The sequence below is a fragment of the Thalassovita autumnalis genome (assembly GCF_001458255.1).
In the GTDB taxonomy this organism is placed as follows: domain Bacteria; phylum Pseudomonadota; class Alphaproteobacteria; order Rhodobacterales; family Rhodobacteraceae; genus Thalassobius; species Thalassobius autumnalis.
In genome coordinates this window covers 253,518-271,491 of sequence record NZ_CYSB01000025.1, presented here as the reverse complement: position 1 = coordinate 271,491, position 17,974 = coordinate 253,518, and the positions used below count along the sequence as shown (strand labels likewise).

Sequence of the window (17,974 nt, the reverse complement as noted above, 5' to 3'; positions counted from 1 at the left end):
GCCAAAACGGCGGGCCTTTTTCGTTGCAGCGAAGTGTTTCAGAAGCCTCAGCCGCGTGGCAACAAGTCGAACTCCAAGGCGCTGAGCTTCTCGGCGCAAATCGGCTCCACCGCCAGAAACAGCGAACAATCCGCCAGACTTGGTGACGTCATCGAGATGAAATAGCGGTTCAGGTTCCACTGACCGGTATAGGCCTGCCCCACTTCTTTGCCCGCGCGCGTCGGGCTGAAATAGGCCAGCATCAATGGCTGGGCGTCTGGGTTCGGCAAGGCCTTCGCATAGCCCGCGATGCGGCTCTACAACAGCCTCAGATCTTCTTTGTTGATGTCGCAGGAAGTGACAAGCGACAGATCCATGAGAAACCGGAAACAGTTTTGGTATTTGGCTTGAGATTCCAACTCATCAAACACCAGCTTCACATCATCAACACGATGCAAGCCCTGATAGCGGACGAAACACACCTGCTGCGCGGGCGTAAAATGAACCAACGCTGCCATGGGCCTCCTTTCCGGATCTGCCTGTTTCACGCGCGGATGCACAAAGATTAGACAGGATTATCAGGGCGGGCAAACAACTTATGCAGCTTTTTGCAGATAAAGCAGAAAGGACGCGGGAAAGTGATAAACGTTACAATGCATCACGAGAACCCACGGAAAACATGCACGTAGAACTCGTGTATCACCGATCTTGTTGTTGTGATGTCAGCGATGAGAGATTGGCGCACCCATGAGGATTCGAACCTCAGACCTCTGCCTTCGGAGGGCAGCGCTCTATCCAGCTGAGCTATGGGTGCCTGAGGTCTGATTACCCCATGAGAATTCGGGGTGCAATCGGTAACGCCACCTGATGGCAGGTTTTTTTGACCCGCCATCAGAGCTCTGTTTGTTTAGCCGAACAGGTCGTTTGCCAGTTCCAATGCCTCAACCAAAGTGTCGACCTCCGCGCGGGTGTTGTACATCGCGAAAGACGCCCGGCAGGTGGCTGAAACGCCCAGGTGATCCATCAGCGGCCCGGCGCAGTGATGGCCGGCACGCACGGCAACGCCCTTTTTATCAAGGATGGTCGAGATGTCATGGGCATGCGCCGCGCCTGCCATGGTGAATGAGAAGATCGCCGCCTTGCCTTTGGCCCGGCCCTGCAGATGCAGCCAGTTCAACCCGTTCAGACGTTCGCTGGCATAGGCCGCCAGATCCGCCTCATGGGCGGCGATTGCCTCCATCCCGACATCCATCATGTACTCCAGCGCCACGCCCAGACCGATGGTCTGGACGATGCCCGGTGTGCCGGCCTCAAACTTCATCGGCGGATCGTTGTAGATCACCGCCTCTTTGCTGACCTCTTTGATCATGTCACCGCCGCCAATGAAGGGGCGCATTTCGGCCATGCGCTCTTTCTTCACAAAGATCGCGCCGGAGCCGGAGGGGCCATAGAGTTTGTGGCCGGTGATGGCGTAGAAATCACAGCCGATCTCTTCGACATTGACAGGCATATGAACCGCGCCTTGCGATCCATCGACCAACACCGGCACACCTTTGGCGCGGGCGCCGTCACAGATCGCTTTGACATCAACCACCGTGCCCAGCACGTTGGAACATTGGGTGACCGCAATCAGCTTGGTCTTTGGGGTGATCGCATCCAGTACCTTTTGCGGATCCAGATTGCCTGAGGCATCCACATCGACCCATTTGATCACCACCCCCTGACGTTCGCGCAGGAAATGCCAGGGCACGATATTGGCGTGGTGTTCCATCACCGACAGGATGATCTCATCGCCTGCTTCCATCCGCGGCATGGCCCAGCCATAGGCGACCATGTTGATGCCTTCCGTGGTGCCGGAGTTCAGGACGATCTCATCCTCATCCTTCACGCCCAGGAACCGCGCGATGATGCCGCGCACCCCTTCGTATTTCTCGGTCGCGAGGTTAGACAGGTAGTGCAGGCCACGGTGCACATTGGCGTATTCCTCAGCATAGGCCTTGGTGATCGCATCGATCACCACCTGCGGTTTCTGGGCCGAGGCGCCATTGTCCAGATAGGTCAGCGGTTTGCCGTTCACTTCACGCGACAGGATCGGGAAATCAGCACGGATTTTGGCGACGTCATACATTTAGACAGGTCCTACAGGGGCAATGCCCGCAAAAAGCAACAGGAAGGAGAGCGCGAAAGCCGCGCCCAGATGGCCTAGCAGCAGCAATGCAAAGCTTTTGCCCAGCGAGTCAAACCGGTGGGCTTCGTTCAGGAACACCACCAGCATCCAAAAGAAATAGAGCGAGAAGCCAAGGCTCAAGAGCGAGGCGAGCCCCGCGACAATCAGCCCCAGAACGCTGAGCACGGTCAAAACGATCAGCTGCACCGACTGCAGCCAGGTGACCACAACCAGCATCGTCGCCAGATTGCCTTGCCCGCCAAGGGCTCGTCCGATCCGGTCAAACAGCAGGGTCAAACCAACAAACATGCCGCCAGTGGCCAGCGCGTAGCCGATCGGGTTGTTGGTGATCTGTGGCAGGATACCGATCGGGGGCTGGAACGACAGGAACAGCCCGTAGACCATCGCGTTCAGCACTACGACAAGCGCCAGAATGCTCCACCAGACCTGCTGCGGCAGCCCCAGCGCCAGCACCCGAGGGGCCGCGCCTTTGGGATCGCGCAGGGTGTCCACCGCCAGTTGTTTCAGTTCAGGCAGCATCCGTGCCTCCCCAATGGACCTTGACCAGGGCCCCCAGCCAGAACCAAGCGAAGAGGCCGAGCCACAAAATGCCCACCAACGACAGGATTGTCGAGGTACCGATGAACCCCGCAACCATGCCGTAAAACAACATCACCGGGGTCGAGGCCAGGAGCGCCCAGAACAGCGCCAGACGTGACCCATATGAGCTGCCTTTGCCGCCAAAGCCACGCAGCACGATATGCACCACAAAGGCCATCACATAGAGAAACAGCGGCATGATGAAGACCCAGGCCAGCAATGTGGACCCGAGGAGCATGTTCAGCTCCTGCCCTTCCAGATGCGCCTGCCGGGCCAGCCGCGGCCATTGTGCAATGAACACAACAAAGCAACCCGCCATCAGAATGGCCAGCGCCCTATCTTCGCGTTGCCCCATGGCAAGACGCCGGGCCACAACGCGGCCCGGCCCCTTATAGGTGGCGACGATATCTTGCGTCACCGACATCAGCCGCGCCGACGTTCCAGCCAGCCTTCCAGACGGCCAACGATTTCGTCACGCAGCTCTTCGGCTTCGATCTCTTCCACCGCCTCGGCCAGGAAGGCCAGAACCAGAAGATCCGTTGCCTTATCCGTGGGGACGCCACGTGACTTCAGATAGAACAACGCAGCCTCATCAATCGCGCCCGAGGTCGAGCCGTGCGAACAGGCCACATCGTCGGCGTAGATTTCCAGTTCCGGCTTGGCCAGGAACTGGGCGTCATCATCCAGCAGCAGTGACTGACTGATCTGGTAGCCGTCGGTTTTCTGTGCGCCCTCTTTCACAAGGATTTTGCCCTGGAACACTCCGGTGGCACCGTTGCGCAGCACCTTCTTGAACACCTGACGGCTTTCGCAGTTCAGCGCGTCATGGGTGATGAAGACGGTGTCATCATGGTGGAAATCATCGCCGTCGCCCATGCAGGCACCTGCAACATGCGCAATGGCATCATCGCCGGTCAGCTCAATCACACATTCGTTGCGGGTCATCACACCATTTGCGGTCAGCGTGAACGACTTAAACGCGCTTTCGGTGCCCAGACGGGTGAAGGTGTGCGTCGCGGCACGGCGTTCATGGTCGCGGCCTTGGGCGCGGACGTGATTGAACTTGGCGTTGTCGGCAATCTCAACTTCCAAGACTTTGTTGAAACGCGCCGCAGCCGGGCCGTTTTCCAGCAGTGTCAGCGAGGCGCCCTCTTCCAGTTTGACCACATGGTGCAGCACCACATCCGACGCTTCGGCCTTGTGGTAGTAGCTGAGGTTCACCGGGCGCGAAACCTCACCGGTCACCCGGATCAGCACACCATCGGTGGCAAAGGCCGTGTTCAGCGCCGCCAGCGGACGTTCAACCGGGGTCTGGCCGTTGACTTCCAGCTGACCGTAGAGGTCTTTGGCCCAATGGATATCCGGGGCATCGGCAAGGCGGGTGATTTTCAGACCTTCTGCGGCCAAGTCATCGCTGGCCTCGGCGTCAAAGACACCATCAACAAAGACAATGCGCAGCGCGTCGATCGTGGAAAACACCGGCGCTTCATCCGCTTCGAAAACAGCGGCAGGCACAGGTTCGGCCTGTACCAGCGTGTCAGGGCGGGTGTATTTCCAATATTCGTCACGACGGCCCGGCAGGCCCATCGCCCGTACACGCCCCAGCGCGGCCTCGCGCAGCTCAGTCAGCCACGCCGGACCAGCCGGCAGCGTCAGCGCTGCCAGACGGGCCTCGGTTGCGTCCAGTTTGGTTTGCGGCAGCGCCATTATGCCACCTCCGCCAGGATGTCGGCGTAGCCGTTTTTCTCAACTTCCAGTGCCAGCTCAGGGCCACCGGTTTTCACGATCTTGCCGTCTGCCATGATGTGCACGACGTCGGGTTTGATGTGGTCCAGCAGACGCTGGTAGTGGGTGATCACCAGGAAGGAACGGCCTTCGTTGCGCAGGGCGTTCACACCTTCTGCCACCAGTTTCATTGCGTCCACGTCGAGGCCCGAGTCGGTCTCATCCAGGATGCACATCTTCGGCTCCAGCATGGCCATCTGCAGGATTTCGTTCCGCTTTTTCTCACCACCTGAGAAGCCAACATTGACCGGACGCTTCAGCATGTCGGCGTCGATCTTCAGTGTTTTGGCTTTGGCGCGGACCACTTTCAGGAACTCGGCCGAGGACATTTCCTCTTCGCCGCGGGCCTTGCGCTGTGCGTTCACGGCGGTGCGCAGGAAGGTCATGTTGCCCACACCGGGGATTTCCACCGGGTACTGGAACGCCAGGAACAGGCCCAGGGCGGCGCGTTCTTCAGCTTCCATTTCCAGGATCTCTTCGCCTTCCAGCAGCGCTTCGCCGCCGGTGACCTCATAGCCGTCTTTGCCCGACAGCACATAGGAAAGCGTCGATTTACCCGAGCCGTTCGGCCCCATGATCGCATGCACCTTGCCGGTTTCCACGGTCAGGTCCAGACCTTTGATGATCTGCTTGTCCTCTTCTTCAAGTTTGACCTGCAGGTTCTTGATTTCCAACATTTTCGCGTTCCTTTTCCTATCTTCGGGGCGCCCCTTGGGGCGCATCATTTCGCGGTGTCGCGCAGCGGCGCGCACCTCAGTTCAGTTAATCCAGCACCACAGCCGTGCCGGAGGCCGACACCATCAACATGCTGTCGCCAATCACCTCATAATCCAGATCCACACCGACCACAGCGCTGGCGCCTTTCGTGGCGGCGCGCTCTTCCAGTTCACGCAGTGCCGTGTCGCGGGCGTCCTGCAGCTTGCTCTCATAAGCGCCCGAGCGGCCACCGACGATATCGGTGATACCGGCAAAGAAATCCCGCACGATGTTGGCGCCGACGATGGCCTCGCCCACAACAATGCCGCGGTAATCCACGATCTTGCGGCCTTCGACCGCATTGGTGGTGGTGACGATCATTTCTTTTTCCTCAACACGAAAGTAGCAAACATTGACCCGCAAAAGCCCGAGATGAAGGCCAGCCCGATGCCCGCCCACATGCCCGTCATGCTCAGCACCGCATTGGCAACAAAGGCAAACACGGCACAGAACAGGCCGGTCAGCATGGCAGGGATCAGGGCGATCATTTCTTGGCCTCCTGCTCGATCACAGAGCAATAGTGAACGCTGGCAGGCGAATACTTTTCGTTGAAGCGTTCGACGAAGCAGCTGTGCACTTGAGATGCCGAGGCACCAGCAACACCGCGAAACTCCGCAGAACAGTCAAACGCCATTTGAACAAACCGGGTGTAAGTCAACGGATGAGGGCAACTCGAACGCATTCGATATGCTTGATCCATCGTAAACACCATTGCTTTGGCCGCGCGCGCACAGTGTAGATACGGCTCTTTGGTGATCTCACCCCAGGTTTCCGCCGACACTTCCGATCCAGCGCATTCAATTTTTACGAACAACTCCTGAAACTCCCCCGCAAGATCACGGGAGAGTGCAGGCGTCGCCAGCAAAGCAATTGAAAGCGCCAGACGCAGCATCCGTTACCCCACAGAGCCTTCCAGCGAGATGGCAACCAGTTGCTGGGCTTCCATCGCGAACTCCATCGGCAGGGCTTGCAGCACCTCTTTGCAGAAGCCGTTCACAACCAGCGCCACCGCCTCTTCTTCGTCCATGCCGCGCTGGCGGCAGTAGAACAGCTGGTCATCATCCACCTTGGAGGTGGTTGCTTCATGTTCGACCCGGGCCGAGTTGTTCTTGACCTCAATATACGGCACCGTGTGAGCGCCACATTTGTCACCAATCAGCAGGCTGTCACACTGGGTGTAGTTACGGCCATCTTTGGCTTTCGGATGCATGGAGACCAGACCACGGTAGGTGTTCTGCGCCTTGCCCGCCGAGATACCTTTGGACACGATGCGCGACTTGGTGTTCTTGCCAAGGTGCACCATTTTCGTGCCGGTGTCGGCCTGCTGCATGTTGTTGGCAATCGCGATCGAGTAGAATTCACCCTGGCTGTCATCGCCGCGCAGGATGCAGGAGGGGTATTTCCAGGTCACGGCCGAGCCGGTTTCCACCTGGGTCCACATCACCTTGGAGCGAGCACCACGGCAGTCAGCACGTTTGGTCACGAAGTTGTAGATGCCACCTTTGCCTTCTTCGTCACCGGGGAACCAGTTCTGAACGGTGGAGTATTTCACCTCAGCGTCTTCTTCGACGATGATTTCCACCACGGCGGCGTGCAGCTGCGCGGTATCCCGCTGCGGTGCGGTGCAGCCTTCGAGGTATGAAACGTAGGAGCCTTTGTCGGCGATGATCAGCGTGCGTTCGAACTGACCGGTGTTTTCTGCGTTGATGCGGAAATAGGTCGACAGTTCCATCGGGCAGCGCACACCCGGCGGCACGTAAACAAAGGAGCCATCCGAGAAGACGGCCGAGTTCAGCGTGGCGTAGAAGTTATCGGTCACCGGAACCACGGTGCCGAGGTATTTCTTGACCAGCTCGGGGTGTTTTTTGATCGCTTCGGAGATCGAGCAGAAGATCACACCGGCCTTTTCCAGTTCAGCCTGGAAGGTGGTGCCCACTGAGACCGAGTCAAACACTGCGTCCACCGCAACCTTGCGGCCCTCAGACGGCGCGTCCTCAGCGCCTTCAACACCGGCAAGGATCATCTGTTCCTTCAGCGGGATGCCCAGCTTGGAATAGGTTTCCAGCAGCTTGGGATCCACTTCATCCAGCGACTTGGGCTTTTCTTCCATGCTCTTGGGGCGGGCATAGTAATACTGATCCTGAAAATCGATCTCAGGGTAGTTCACCATCGCCCATTTGGGCTCTTCCATTTTGCCCCAACGCTCAAACGCCTGCAGACGCCATTCGGTCATCCACTCGGGCTCATCGTTCTTGTCGGAAATCAGCTTGACGATATCGGTGTTCAGCCCTTTGGGGGCGTATTCCATCTCGATCTCGGTTTCCCAGCCGTATTTGTATTTGCCACCGACCTCGCGAACAGCGTCAACCGTTTCCTGGTCAAGGCCTTCTTTCACCTGATCCATCCCGGTGGGATTGTCCAAAGCAGCCATCTGTCTTCTCCTGTTCGCGTCTTTCGTCACGCCGCGCGGGCGTGGAATTTTTTTCGTTTCTGCAGCCACGTCTCCACGAAGCGCATCACATCTTCTTCGGCCGTCTCCACCCCCAAGGATACCCGGATGGCAGAGCTGGCCACATCTTCGCCATAGCCCATGGCGGTCAAAACCTTGCTGGCGCGCACCTTGCCCGAGCTGCAGGCGGATCCTGCACTGATGGCAAAGCCTGCCAGATCCATTTGCATCACCTGTGTTTCCCCCTTCCATCCGGGGGTGGCAAAGCAGCTGGTGTTGGGCAGGCGGTTTGCACGCTGCCCTACAAAAATAGTATCCGGTGCGGCCTCTGCAATGGCGGCTTCCATGCGATCGCGGATCTGCGCCACCTTATCCCATGCACCGTCCGCCAGATCCCGCGCTGCCGCCTCAGCCGCAGCGCCAAAACCGGCAATACCGATGGTGTTTTCTGTGCCTGCGCGACGCCCCATTTCCTGACCGCCGCCCTTCAGCTGCGCCGCAACATCGGTGCCGCGTTTGATCACCAGCGCACCAATGCCTTTGGGGCCGCCCAGCTTGTGGGCTGAAATCAATGCAGCAGTACAGCCGGACCAGTTGAAAGCCAGTGGCAGCTTGCCAAAGGCCTGCGTCATATCGCTGAGCGCCAGCCCTTCCGGCAGGGTCTGGATCACGCCGGTTTCCGAATTGGCCAGCTGCAAGGTGCTCTGACCTGGATCGGTGACGGTGACCAGACCGTTTTCATCAACGCTGAGGCTGGGATCGATCCAAGCCCCCACCGCGTCATGTTCGACATCTGCACCCTGTAGCTTTTGCGCTGCACAAAACAGCGCAGCCGCCTCTGTTGCAGAGGAGGTGAAGACCACATCCGCGCCATCCGCGCCAAGGGCCGAAGCCACTTGTGCCCGCGCCTTTTCCACCAGCGATTTTGCCGCGCGCCCCTCGGAATGCACCGAAGAAGGATTGCCCGCGATATCCATCGCCGCAATCATCGCGTCGCGCGCCTCAGGCCGCAGCGGTGTAGTTGCGTTATGGTCCAGGTAGACGCGTTTCATCTCAGGTTACTCTTCATCCACCACAGCAAACAGATCCGGCACCGCCGGACAGGGCGCCAAACCGTTGGAGATCACATCCGACAGGCGCGTCTGATGCAGGAAGACATAGACATGCGCCGACAGGCTCTGCCACAGGCGGTTGGTCACCGATTGTGCCTTGGATCCCGACAGCGCACCGGACGCCCCTGCCCCTTTGTGCATGGCGTCTACGGTTTCATCTACTGCCGAAAGAACCTCAACAACGCGGATCTCATGGGTGGACTTGGCCAGTCGGTATCCGCCACCCGGTCCACGCACCGATTCGACCAGCCCGGCACGGCGCAATTTCACGAACAGCTGCTCCAGATACGGCAGCGAAATATCTTGGCGCTTGGAAATTTCACCAAGGGAAACCAATTCCCCTTCCGGCTGCAGAGCGATATCTGCAAGCGCTACCATGGCATAACGGCCTTTAGTACTTAATTTCACAGCTCTCTTCCCTTGCGAACAAGATTGACGATAAGGCTTGCAGGGCTTATCTCGCTTGCACCCGCCCGGTGCAAGGGGCGGTAGTTTAGAATTGTTCTAAAGTGTATGAGGGAATTCGTCAAGAATAACCCGCAGCACAGACGTAAAGGAGACAGGCGACACATGCCCGAGGTCATTTTTCCCGGTCCGGAAGGCCGCCTAGAAGGCCGTTATCACCCGCAGAAAGACCGCGACGCGCCCATCGCCATCGTCCTGCATCCGCACCCGCAATTCGGCGGGACCATGAACAACAAAGTTGTCTATAACCTGCACTACGCCTTTTACAACATGGGCTTCACCGTTTTGCGCTTCAACTTCCGTGGGGTTGGCCGCAGTCAGGGTGAATATGACCAAGGCGTGGGCGAATTGTCTGATGCCGCCTCGGCGCTGGATTACCTGCAGTCGATGAATTCGAACTCGAAACATTGCTGGGTCGCAGGCTTCAGCTTTGGTGCTTGGATCGGCATGCAGCTGCTGATGCGTCGTCCGGAAATCACCGGTTTCATCTCGGTGGCGCCACCGGCCAATATGTATGACTTCTCGTTCTTGGCACCCTGCCCCTCCTCGGGTCTGATCATCAACGGCAGCGCCGACCGCGTTGCGCCACCCTCAGACACCGAAACGCTGGTCAGCAAGCTGCATGAACAGAAGGGTATCACCATCACCCACGAACAGATCGACGGTGCGGGTCACTTCTTTGAAAAGCCCGAACACATGGACACGATGGTTGGGTCGGTTTCCGACTACGTGAAACGCCGCCTGACTGAGAACACCCGCTAATGGGCGTGACCGAGGATCTGGCTGACGCGCTGGCCAAAGACACCATCGAGGCGGCCGAGGCCACCGGCGATGAACGTCTGATCGATGAGGTGGCCAAACAATTGGGCGCCTCATCCCAAACCACGCAAGAGGCCTACATGACGGCCGTGCGGGTGCGGCTGGCGGAAAAACGCGCGCGCAGCTTCCTGCAGGACAAGTTGAAAGACTATCTTGCCAGCCAGAAGGCGCAAAAAGGATGAGGGCCGCAACGGCCCTTTTTCTTTGCCTGATCACCGGCTTTGGCCTGTCCTTCCTGCTGGCGCTGGGGGAACGCGACTGGTTCCACTGTTTCGCCTATGCAGATGGCATTCGACCCCCCATGCCGTCACTGCTGGGCCCGGGTGAACTGATGCCGGTTCTCCTGGAAACCCTAACGCCACCCTTTGGCGATCCCTACCTGTTCCTGCTGCATTTTGCCCCCGGTCTGGTCTTTGCCACCTATTGGCTTGGCCGGCCCCGCCGCCCGCTGCTGATCGCCTATCTGCTCTTCGTGGCTCTCGCCCTTATCCTGTTGCTGCCCATCAGCGGCCAGCATGATTGTGATCGCAAAGGCACCGAAGGGCTTTTCACCCTCTTCCTCCTCGCACCTGTGGGCACTTTGCTGGCCATGAGTGCGGCTTACCTCCCGCAATGGATAAAACCGCGACATGACCCCAAGACTTGATGCGCAGATGGCCTTCCTGACCGAGGCCTGCAAATTGAAACAGGTAGACCGCCAATCGGCGCTGCAGGACCTGTCCCGACCCGAAAACTCGGCCGAACACAGCTGGCACGTCGCACTTTATGCGCTGATCATGGATATCCCCGAATTGGCGCGTGCCGAAGATAGGTTTGACGCGATCAAAATGATCCTGCTGCATGATCTGGTGGAAATCGATGCGGGCGATCATCCGATCCATCTGGATCATGATGCCGAAGCCGTTGCGCGGGCCGAAGCCGCCGCTGCCGATCGTCTGTTTGGGCTGCTGCCTGCCGATCAATCTGCTGAGATGCGCGCGCTCTGGGATCAGTTTGAGGCGGCTGAAACCTCTGCCGCACGGGGTGCCAAACGGATGGATCACGTGCAGCCGATGCTGCAGGCCGCCAACCCCGCCGCACCGTTGCCCGACCATATTGAGGTGGTTGAGGACAACCTTGCCAAGGGGCGCGCCAAAGATCTGCACCAGGATTGGCCTGCCATGTTTGCACAGGTGCGTGCTCGCCTTGATGGCACTGCGCTGCCTGAGGGGGATCTGAGCCAACAGCTTGATTTTCTGAACGAATGTGATCGGTTGAAACCCGTCTACCGCGCCACCCGGATCGCCGGAGGATCGCGGTTTGAAAACTCGGCCGAACATTCCTGGCACCTGGCGCTTTATGCGCTGATCCTCGCCGAACATGCGCCACATGCGATCAATCTTGACCGGGTGATCACCATGCTCTTGCTGCATGACCTGGTGGAAATCGACGCCGGGGATGCACCTATTTTCGGAGATTACGACGTTGCCGCCAAAGAGGCGGAGGAGCTGGAAGCGGCTCAAAAACTCTTTGGCCGGCTGCCCGCTGCCCAAGGCGCCGAGATGCTGGCGATCTGGCAGGAGTTTGAGGCCAATGAAAGCCCCGACGCCGTCTTTGCCAAATCGCTCGACCGGTTTCAGGCCCCTAACCAAAACCTGGCCTCTTCAGGCGGCTCCTGGGTGGATTACAACGTCACCTATGAGATGTTCCTGGAAAAGGTCGGCCATAAAATCGCAAATGGCGCGCCCGCCCTGCAGGATTGGGTAGCCCCGCGGGTGAAGGCCTTTCTGGCGACATTGGCCCAATAAACCAGGACTGGGGGGCGTCGCCCCCATCCTTACCCTTTGGCCTTGGCTTTCAGGCGCTTCTTTTCCTCAATTACCTTGGCGGCCAGATCGCGGGCGATGCCAAAGGCGCCTTTGATCTTGTCGCTGTCGGCCTTCCAGTCACGGCGCACCACGATCTTGTTGTCTTTGACCTTGGCCAGCCCGTTTTGCGCCTGAATATATTCGACCAACCCTTGGGGGGAGGCGAATTTATCATTGTGGAACTGGATGGTGGCCCCTTTTGGACCGCCGTCCAACTTGGCGATGCCAGCCTTTTTGCACATCTCTTTGATGCGCACGATCAGCATCAGCGTGTTGACCTCTTTCGGCAGCTTGCCGAAGCGATCAATCAGCTCGGCTGCGAAACCTTCCAGTTCAACTTTACCGGACAAGCCACTGAGCCGGCGATACAATCCCAGACGCACATCCAGATCCGGCACGTAGTCTTCGGGGATCAGCACCGGCACACCAAGGTTGATCTGCGGCGCCCATTGGTCATCGCCATCGTTCAGACCTTCCAACTCGCCCGCTTTGATCTTGGCAATCGCCTCTTCCAGCATCGACTGGTAAAGCTCATAGCCCACATCGCGCATCTGGCCGGATTGCTCCTCACCCAGCAGGTTGCCGGCGCCGCGAATGTCCAGATCCTGCGAGGCCAGGGTGAAACCAGCCCCCAGCGTGTCGAGTGAGCCCAGCACGCGCAGACGTTTTTCCGCTGTGGCAGTCAGTTTCTGGCGCGGTTTGGTGGTCAGATAGGCATAGGCACGGGCCTTGGATCGGCCAACACGGCCACGGATCTGATAGAGCTGCGCCAGACCAAACATATCGGCGCGGTGCACCACCATCGTGTTGGCCGTGGGAATATCCAGCCCGCTTTCCACAATGGTTGTGGCCAGCAACACGTCATATTTGCCGTCGTAGAAGGCATTCATCCGGTCATCCAGCTCGCCTGCCGCCATCTGGCCATGGGCGGTGATATAGCTGACCTCTGGCACCTGTTCACGCAGGAACTCTTCTATCTCGGGCAGGTCCGACAGGCGGGGCACCACGTAGAAGCTTTGCCCGCCGCGATAATGTTCACGCAGCAGCGCCTCGCGCACGGTGACGCCATCAAATTCACTGACATAGGTGCGGATCGACAGCCGGTCGACCGGCGGCGTGCCGATGATCGACAGATCCCGCACACCGGACAAGGACAATTGCAATGTGCGCGGGATCGGCGTGGCGGTCAGGGTCAACACATGGATGTCGCTGCGCAGCTGTTTCAGCCGCTCCTTATGGGCCACGCCAAAGTGTTGTTCTTCGTCAATGATCAACAGGCCAAGGTTTTTAAAGCGGATGTTTTTGGCCAGCAGCGCATGGGTGCCCACAACCACATCCACCGTGCCGCGCGATAGCCCGTCACGGGTGGCTGAGGCCTCCTTGCCAGTGACAAAGCGCGACAGCGGCCGCACCTCCAGCGGGAAGCCACGGAACCGTTCGGCGAAGCTTTTGTAATGCTGCCGCGCCAGCAGCGTGGTTGGTGCCACGATGGCCACCTGCATGCCAGCCATGGCCGCGATGAAGGCAGCGCGCATCGCCACCTCGGTCTTACCAAAGCCCACGTCACCACAGACCAAGCGGTCCATTGGACGGCCTGAGGTCAGATCGCCCAGCACATCCTCAATGGCGCGCAGCTGATCGTCGGTTTCCTGATAGGGGAAGCGCGCGCTGAAGGCTTCCCAGGCGTGGTGCTGCGGTTCCAGCACCGGGGCTTTGCGCAGCTCACGTTCTGCCGCCACCCGGATCAGGCGATCGGCCATCTCGCGGATGCGCTCTTTCAGCTTGGCCTTTTTCGCCTGCCACGCGCCGCCACCGAGGCGATCCAGCAGCCCCTCATCATGGCCGTATTTGGTCAGCAGCTCGATGTTTTCGACCGGCAGATACAGTTTTGCCGCTTCGGCATATTCCAGCAGGATACATTCATGCGCTGCGCCCGCGGCCTGAATGACCTCCAGCCCCTGATAGCGGCCAATCCCGTGGTCCACATGCACCACCAGATCGCCCGGTGTCAGCGACTGGGTTTCGGTCAGGAAGTTTTCCGCGCGGCGTTTCTTTTGCGGCTTGCGGATCAGCCGGTCGCCCAGCACATCCTGTTCCGAAATCACCGTCAGATCGGGCGTTTCAAACCCGTGTTCCAGCGGCCAAACCGCCAGATGCAGCCCGTGTTTGCCGATGCCTTTAACATCGCGCACGGACACGGCACCGATCAGGTCCTCATCTTCCAACAGCCCCTCAAGCCGCTCCCGCGCCCCTTCGGAGTAGGAGGCGACAAGAACCGGACCCTTTTCCAGCTTGCTGCGAATGTGATCGGCCAAAGCTTCGAAAAGATTGACGTTTTCAAGCTGACGTTCGGGGGAGAAGTTGCGCCCGATACGGCCGCCGGCATCAACCACCCCGGGGCCAGAGGCCTGTGACAGCGCATGGAACTGCACCACCCGGTGATCTGCGATGGCCTGATCCCATCCCGCATCATCCAGATACATCAGCCCCGGCGGCACCGGTTTATAGACCGTATCCAACCGCCCCTTTTGTCCCATGGCATGGCGCCGGGTTTCATATTGATCTTCGATGCTTTCAAACCGGCTGAGGCGCGATGGCGTGACCTGATCGTCCAGCGTCACCGTGGCCTTTGGCAGGTAGTCAAACAGCACCTCAAGCCGTTCGTGAAAGAACGGCAGCCAATGTTCGATCCCTTGGGTTTTGCGCCCGGCGCTGACCGCTTCATAAAGCGGATCATCGGTGCGGGCGGCACCAAATTCGATGCGGTAGTTCTGGCGGAAGCGTCGGATTGCCGGATCGTCCAAAATAACCTCAGACACCGGGGCCAGTTCAACCACCTCCAGCTTTTCGATGGTTCGCTGGCTGACGGGATCAAAACGGCGGGCGCCATCCAGCACATCGCCAAACAGATCCAGCCGCACCGGGCCACCTTCGCCCGGCGGGTAGATATCAATGATGCCGCCGCGGATCGCGTAATCGCCCGGTTCCATCACGGTGGGTGATTGCGAAAACCCCATCCGAACCAAGAAGTTGCGCAGCGCTTCTTCATCAACCTGTGCGTCAACCCGCGCGGTGAAGGCCGCTTCTTTCAGCACTTCACGCGCCGGAATACGCTGCATCGCTGCGCTGACCGTGGTCAGCAGCACAAACTGTTTGGGCGCGCCATGCACAAGCGCGGCCAGCGTCGCCATACGGGCAGCAGAAATATCGGCGTTGGGGCTGACCCGGTCATAGGGCAGGCAATCCCAGCCCGGAAACCGCAGCACCGGCATATCCGGCGCAAAGAAGCGCAACGCAGCCTCGGTTGCGGCCATACGTTTGTCATCACGTGCCACATGGATCACCGGCCCATCGGCCTTGGCAATCTCACGCAGGATCAGCTGGGCGTCGTAGCCTTCTGGCGCGCCGCCGGTGGTGATCTGGTTTGGGCTATGGCTGGATTGGGCCATGGTGTATTCACTTCTGCGTGGGCTGGAGCAGTTCAACAGCCTCAGCTTTGAAAGAGTTATTGTCGAGGTGGCGCACCAGATTGGTGTAGATGCCCCAAACTGAGGTTACGAAGATCGACACCATGCCGATCACTTGGATCCAGATCCGCAGCCGCGACAGGGTGCGGCGCAAGGTAGCACCGCGCTGTTCCTCGCGGGCGATGCGCTGGGCGGCGCGTTGTGAGATCACCCAAACCAGTGTCATCGGGGTGCCCAACAAGGAAAGCGCCTGCGCAATTTCAATGTCATAGCCCCAGCCCAGCACCAGAAGCGAGGTCAGCACAAAACTGCTGAGCACCACCAACCAAGTGCCTGCCACCTCAGCCACATAAAGCCGCCGGGCCACAAAACTATAGGCCACCCGTTCCAGATCTGCCTCGGCCTCACCCTGATGACGTGCAGCGCGGGCCACCATGTCATAGGGCACGCCCAGCACCCAATGGCTGGCCGACGACCACATCACAGCAAGGGCAATCCAGAACCACAGGTTGGAAAAGGACCGCAGGTCCATCATTTCATTCAGGTAGGTGTACCAGGTCAAATTCTCTGCCCCAAAACGCTCGTTTCGACTGAATACTGCGACAGCGCGGCAATTCCTACCCTTGAGGTGCAGGAAATTCCATGCCACCCATGACAAAACGACGGCAAAAATCGGTGCGTTTTCCGCGACCTGTGGGGGCGCCACCGACAAACCGAACCCACAGACGATCAGAAAGGTCCCGCAGCATGTCTTACGCAGGCCAGGCTCCCTACCCGCTCACCCGGTTCCGCCGGCTCCGCCAATCGGCGCAGGTTCGCGATCTGGTGCGGGAAAACACCCTGACCACGGGCGATCTGATCTGGCCGGTCTTTGTGCGCGACGGCGAAGGTGTGGAAGAGCCTGTCACCTCAATGCCCGGTGTTGTGCGCCGCTCGGTTGACAAAATCGTTGAGGCCGCGCGGGAAGCTGCGGATCTGGGCATCCCGGTGATCTGCCTGTTTCCCTACACCGATCCCAGCCTGAAAACCAAAGACTGCGCTGAGGCCTGGAACCCAGACAACCTGTCAAACAGGGCCACCAAGGCGATCCGCGATGCAGGGATTGAGATTGCGATCATGTCGGATGTGGCGCTGGATCCCTACAACATCGATGGCCACGACGGATTCGTTGAGGGCGGCAAGATCCTCAACGATGAAACCGTTGAGGCGCTGGTCAAACAGGCGCTCAGCCAGGCCGAGGCCGGGGTTGATATCATTGGTCCCTCAGACATGATGGATGGCCGAATTGGCGCCATGCGGCGCGTGCTAGAGGAAAACGGCCACAAAGACGTGATGCTGATGTCCTATTCGGCCAAATACGCCAGCGCCTTTTACGGCCCGTTCCGCGACGCGGTTGGCGCCAGCGGCAACCTGAAGGGTGATAAGAAAAGCTACCAGATGGATCCGGCCAACAGCGACGAGGCGATGCGTCTGATTGAACGCGACCTTTCGGAAGGGGCGGATATGGTCATGGTGAAACCCGGTATGCCCTATCTGGACATCTGTCGCCGTGTCAAAGAGCGCTTTGCCGTGCCCACCTTTGCCTATCAGGTCTCAGGTGAATACGCGATGATCCAGGCCGCCGCGCAGAACGGCTGGATTGATGGTCATAAGGCGATGCTGGAAAGCCTGATGTGTTTCAAACGCGCCGGATGTGACGGGGTTTTGACCTATTTCGCCCCCGAGGTCGCGCGGGTTCTGAACAACGGCTAAACCGCCGTTCCTGCCAAAAGCCGCCGAAACCCTGCACAAGCCTTAAAGGGAAGTGACAGCGCCGCTGCCACATTCTATAGTGGTTGGCAGACGACCGGGCACCAGACCCGGCGGAGTGAGCGGGCCGTGCCATTGGCGGGGCCATAGACAACAGGCAATAACGGGCAGATCAAATGACCAATTTCACACGACGTGGCTTTACCCTGGCCATGGCAGGCGCGGGCCTCACCGCGGCCTGTAGCAACGGCGTCGGCGCCAACGGCGGCCCCAAAATCGATGCACGCGTTGATAAGACGCTGAACTACCTCTACTCGCGCTACCCAAACACCCGCGATCTGGCTGAGAAGTCCAACGGTCAGCTGGTAATGCCGCTGATCACCGAGGCCGGCTTTGGCTTTGGTGGCGGATATGGCCGTGGCGCCCTGCGGGTAGATGGCATCACCGTTGATTATTATTCGGCGACCAAAGGCAGTTTTGGCCTGCAGATCGGTGCGCAGCAGTTTGCGCATGTGCTGTTCTTCATGACCGAAGAGTCGCTGATGCGGTTCCGCCATTCCTCGGGCTGGGCAGCCGGTGCCGATGTGGAATATGCGCTGAACGATCAGGGCGGCAACCTGCGGGCGGACACCACCACCGCAACCTCACCCGTTGTGGCGCTGATCTTTGGTCAGGCTGGCCTGATGGCGGGCGCCACCCTGGAAGGTGTGAAATACACCCGCATCATCCCCTGATCGCAAGCGATTGAATTCAAAATGAAAAACGCGCCTCATCCGGGC

The 17,974-nt window shown here is 59.1% G+C and carries 21 protein-coding genes and 1 tRNA gene; 6 read left to right on the top strand and 16 right to left on the bottom strand.

The window, feature by feature from the left end; genetic code table 11:
• Positions 1 to 47: 47 nt before the first annotated feature.
• From TL5118_RS07340 to iscR, 14 genes are all read right to left on the bottom strand, one after another.
• Complete coding sequence (locus TL5118_RS07340) at positions 48 to 269, bottom strand: hypothetical protein (protein WP_131727421.1); 222 nt, start codon at positions 267 to 269, stop codon at positions 48 to 50.
• A 27-nt stretch (positions 270 to 296) separates the two neighbouring features.
• Positions 297 to 497: a hypothetical protein gene (locus TL5118_RS07335; RefSeq protein ID WP_058242002.1), complete on the bottom strand. Its 201-nt coding sequence runs from the start codon at positions 495 to 497 to the stop codon at positions 297 to 299.
• 219 nt (positions 498 to 716) lie between these two features.
• A tRNA-Arg gene (locus TL5118_RS07330) sits at positions 717 to 793 on the bottom strand.
• A 93-nt stretch (positions 794 to 886) separates the two neighbouring features.
• On the bottom strand, positions 887 to 2,107 hold the full coding sequence (locus tag TL5118_RS07325; RefSeq protein ID WP_058242001.1) for a cysteine desulfurase: 1,221 nt from the start codon (positions 2,105 to 2,107) through the stop codon (positions 887 to 889).
• Entirely contained in the window at positions 2,108 to 2,686 is a 579-nt protein-coding gene (locus TL5118_RS07320; RefSeq protein ID WP_058242000.1) for a YIP1 family protein, read from the bottom strand.
• Positions 2,676 to 3,170, bottom strand: a complete 495-nt coding sequence (locus TL5118_RS07315; RefSeq protein WP_058241999.1) for a hypothetical protein — start codon at positions 3,168 to 3,170, stop codon at positions 2,676 to 2,678. Before TL5118_RS07315 ends, TL5118_RS07320 begins: the two co-directional genes overlap by 11 nt.
• Positions 3,170 to 4,453, bottom strand: a complete 1,284-nt coding sequence (gene sufD / locus TL5118_RS07310) for a Fe-S cluster assembly protein SufD (RefSeq protein ID WP_058241998.1) — start codon at positions 4,451 to 4,453, stop codon at positions 3,170 to 3,172. The genes TL5118_RS07315 and sufD overlap by 1 nt, the downstream gene beginning before the upstream one ends.
• Positions 4,453 to 5,208, bottom strand: a complete 756-nt coding sequence (sufC, locus tag TL5118_RS07305) for a Fe-S cluster assembly ATPase SufC (protein ID WP_058241997.1) — start codon at positions 5,206 to 5,208, stop codon at positions 4,453 to 4,455. Before sufC ends, sufD begins: the two co-directional genes overlap by 1 nt.
• An 85-nt stretch (positions 5,209 to 5,293) precedes the next feature.
• On the bottom strand, positions 5,294 to 5,608 hold the full coding sequence (locus TL5118_RS07300; RefSeq protein ID WP_058241996.1) for a heavy metal-binding domain-containing protein: 315 nt from the start codon (positions 5,606 to 5,608) through the stop codon (positions 5,294 to 5,296).
• Positions 5,605 to 5,775 carry a hypothetical protein gene (locus tag TL5118_RS21350; protein ID WP_165590028.1) on the bottom strand — a complete coding sequence of 57 codons (171 nt, stop codon included), beginning with the start codon at positions 5,773 to 5,775 and terminating at the stop codon, positions 5,605 to 5,607. The genes TL5118_RS07300 and TL5118_RS21350 overlap by 4 nt, the downstream gene beginning before the upstream one ends.
• Positions 5,772 to 6,179 (bottom strand): hypothetical protein, encoded by a 408-nt coding sequence (locus tag TL5118_RS07295; protein WP_058241995.1) that lies wholly within the window; start codon positions 6,177 to 6,179, stop codon positions 5,772 to 5,774. The genes TL5118_RS21350 and TL5118_RS07295 overlap by 4 nt, the downstream gene beginning before the upstream one ends.
• A 3-nt stretch (positions 6,180 to 6,182) precedes the next feature.
• Complete coding sequence (sufB, locus tag TL5118_RS07290) at positions 6,183 to 7,718, bottom strand: Fe-S cluster assembly protein SufB (protein ID WP_058241994.1); 1,536 nt, start codon at positions 7,716 to 7,718, stop codon at positions 6,183 to 6,185.
• Between the two features lie 26 nt (positions 7,719 to 7,744).
• The gene (locus tag TL5118_RS07285; RefSeq protein ID WP_058241993.1) at positions 7,745 to 8,788 is read right to left on the bottom strand and encodes a cysteine desulfurase family protein; all 1,044 of its coding nucleotides are present in this window, start codon (positions 8,786 to 8,788) and stop codon (positions 7,745 to 7,747) included.
• A 6-nt stretch (positions 8,789 to 8,794) separates the two neighbouring features.
• Positions 8,795 to 9,256, bottom strand: a complete 462-nt coding sequence (gene iscR, locus TL5118_RS07280; protein ID WP_058241992.1) for a Fe-S cluster assembly transcriptional regulator IscR — start codon at positions 9,254 to 9,256, stop codon at positions 8,795 to 8,797.
• Between the two features lie 162 nt (positions 9,257 to 9,418).
• Here iscR and TL5118_RS07275 point away from each other — a divergent pair, with 162 nt between their 5' ends.
• From TL5118_RS07275 to TL5118_RS07260, 4 genes are read left to right on the top strand one after another with little or no spacing between them, the layout of a single operon-like run.
• Positions 9,419 to 10,075 (top strand): alpha/beta hydrolase, encoded by a 657-nt coding sequence (locus TL5118_RS07275; RefSeq protein WP_058241991.1) that lies wholly within the window; start codon positions 9,419 to 9,421, stop codon positions 10,073 to 10,075.
• On the top strand, positions 10,075 to 10,314 hold the full coding sequence (locus TL5118_RS07270; protein ID WP_058241990.1) for a hypothetical protein: 240 nt from the start codon (positions 10,075 to 10,077) through the stop codon (positions 10,312 to 10,314). The genes TL5118_RS07275 and TL5118_RS07270 overlap by 1 nt, the downstream gene beginning before the upstream one ends.
• Positions 10,311 to 10,778, top strand: coding sequence for a hypothetical protein (locus TL5118_RS07265; protein ID WP_058241989.1), 468 nt, complete (start codon positions 10,311 to 10,313; stop codon positions 10,776 to 10,778). The genes TL5118_RS07270 and TL5118_RS07265 overlap by 4 nt, the downstream gene beginning before the upstream one ends.
• A complete protein-coding gene (locus TL5118_RS07260; RefSeq protein ID WP_058241988.1) occupies positions 10,762 to 11,919 on the top strand; it encodes an HD domain-containing protein in 1,158 nt (385 codons plus the stop codon). Before TL5118_RS07265 ends, TL5118_RS07260 begins: the two co-directional genes overlap by 17 nt.
• 29 nt (positions 11,920 to 11,948) lie before the next feature.
• Here TL5118_RS07260 and mfd read toward each other — a convergent pair whose 3' ends face one another.
• Together mfd and TL5118_RS07250 are read right to left on the bottom strand one after the other, a co-directional pair.
• A complete protein-coding gene (gene mfd, locus TL5118_RS07255) occupies positions 11,949 to 15,428 on the bottom strand; it encodes a transcription-repair coupling factor (protein ID WP_058241987.1) in 3,480 nt (1,159 codons plus the stop codon).
• A gap of 7 nt (positions 15,429 to 15,435) precedes the next feature.
• Positions 15,436 to 16,008: a hypothetical protein gene (locus TL5118_RS07250; RefSeq protein WP_058241986.1), complete on the bottom strand. Its 573-nt coding sequence runs from the start codon at positions 16,006 to 16,008 to the stop codon at positions 15,436 to 15,438.
• Between the two features lie 185 nt (positions 16,009 to 16,193).
• On the opposite strand from TL5118_RS07250, the gene hemB reads away from it, so the two are divergent.
• Positions 16,194 to 17,198 carry a porphobilinogen synthase gene (hemB, locus tag TL5118_RS07245; protein ID WP_058241985.1) on the top strand — a complete coding sequence of 335 codons (1,005 nt, stop codon included), beginning with the start codon at positions 16,194 to 16,196 and terminating at the stop codon, positions 17,196 to 17,198.
• A 173-nt stretch (positions 17,199 to 17,371) separates the two neighbouring features.
• Positions 17,372 to 17,929, top strand: coding sequence for a lipid-binding SYLF domain-containing protein (locus TL5118_RS07240; RefSeq protein WP_058241984.1), 558 nt, complete (start codon positions 17,372 to 17,374; stop codon positions 17,927 to 17,929).
• The last annotated feature ends 45 nt before the right edge of the window (positions 17,930 to 17,974 follow it).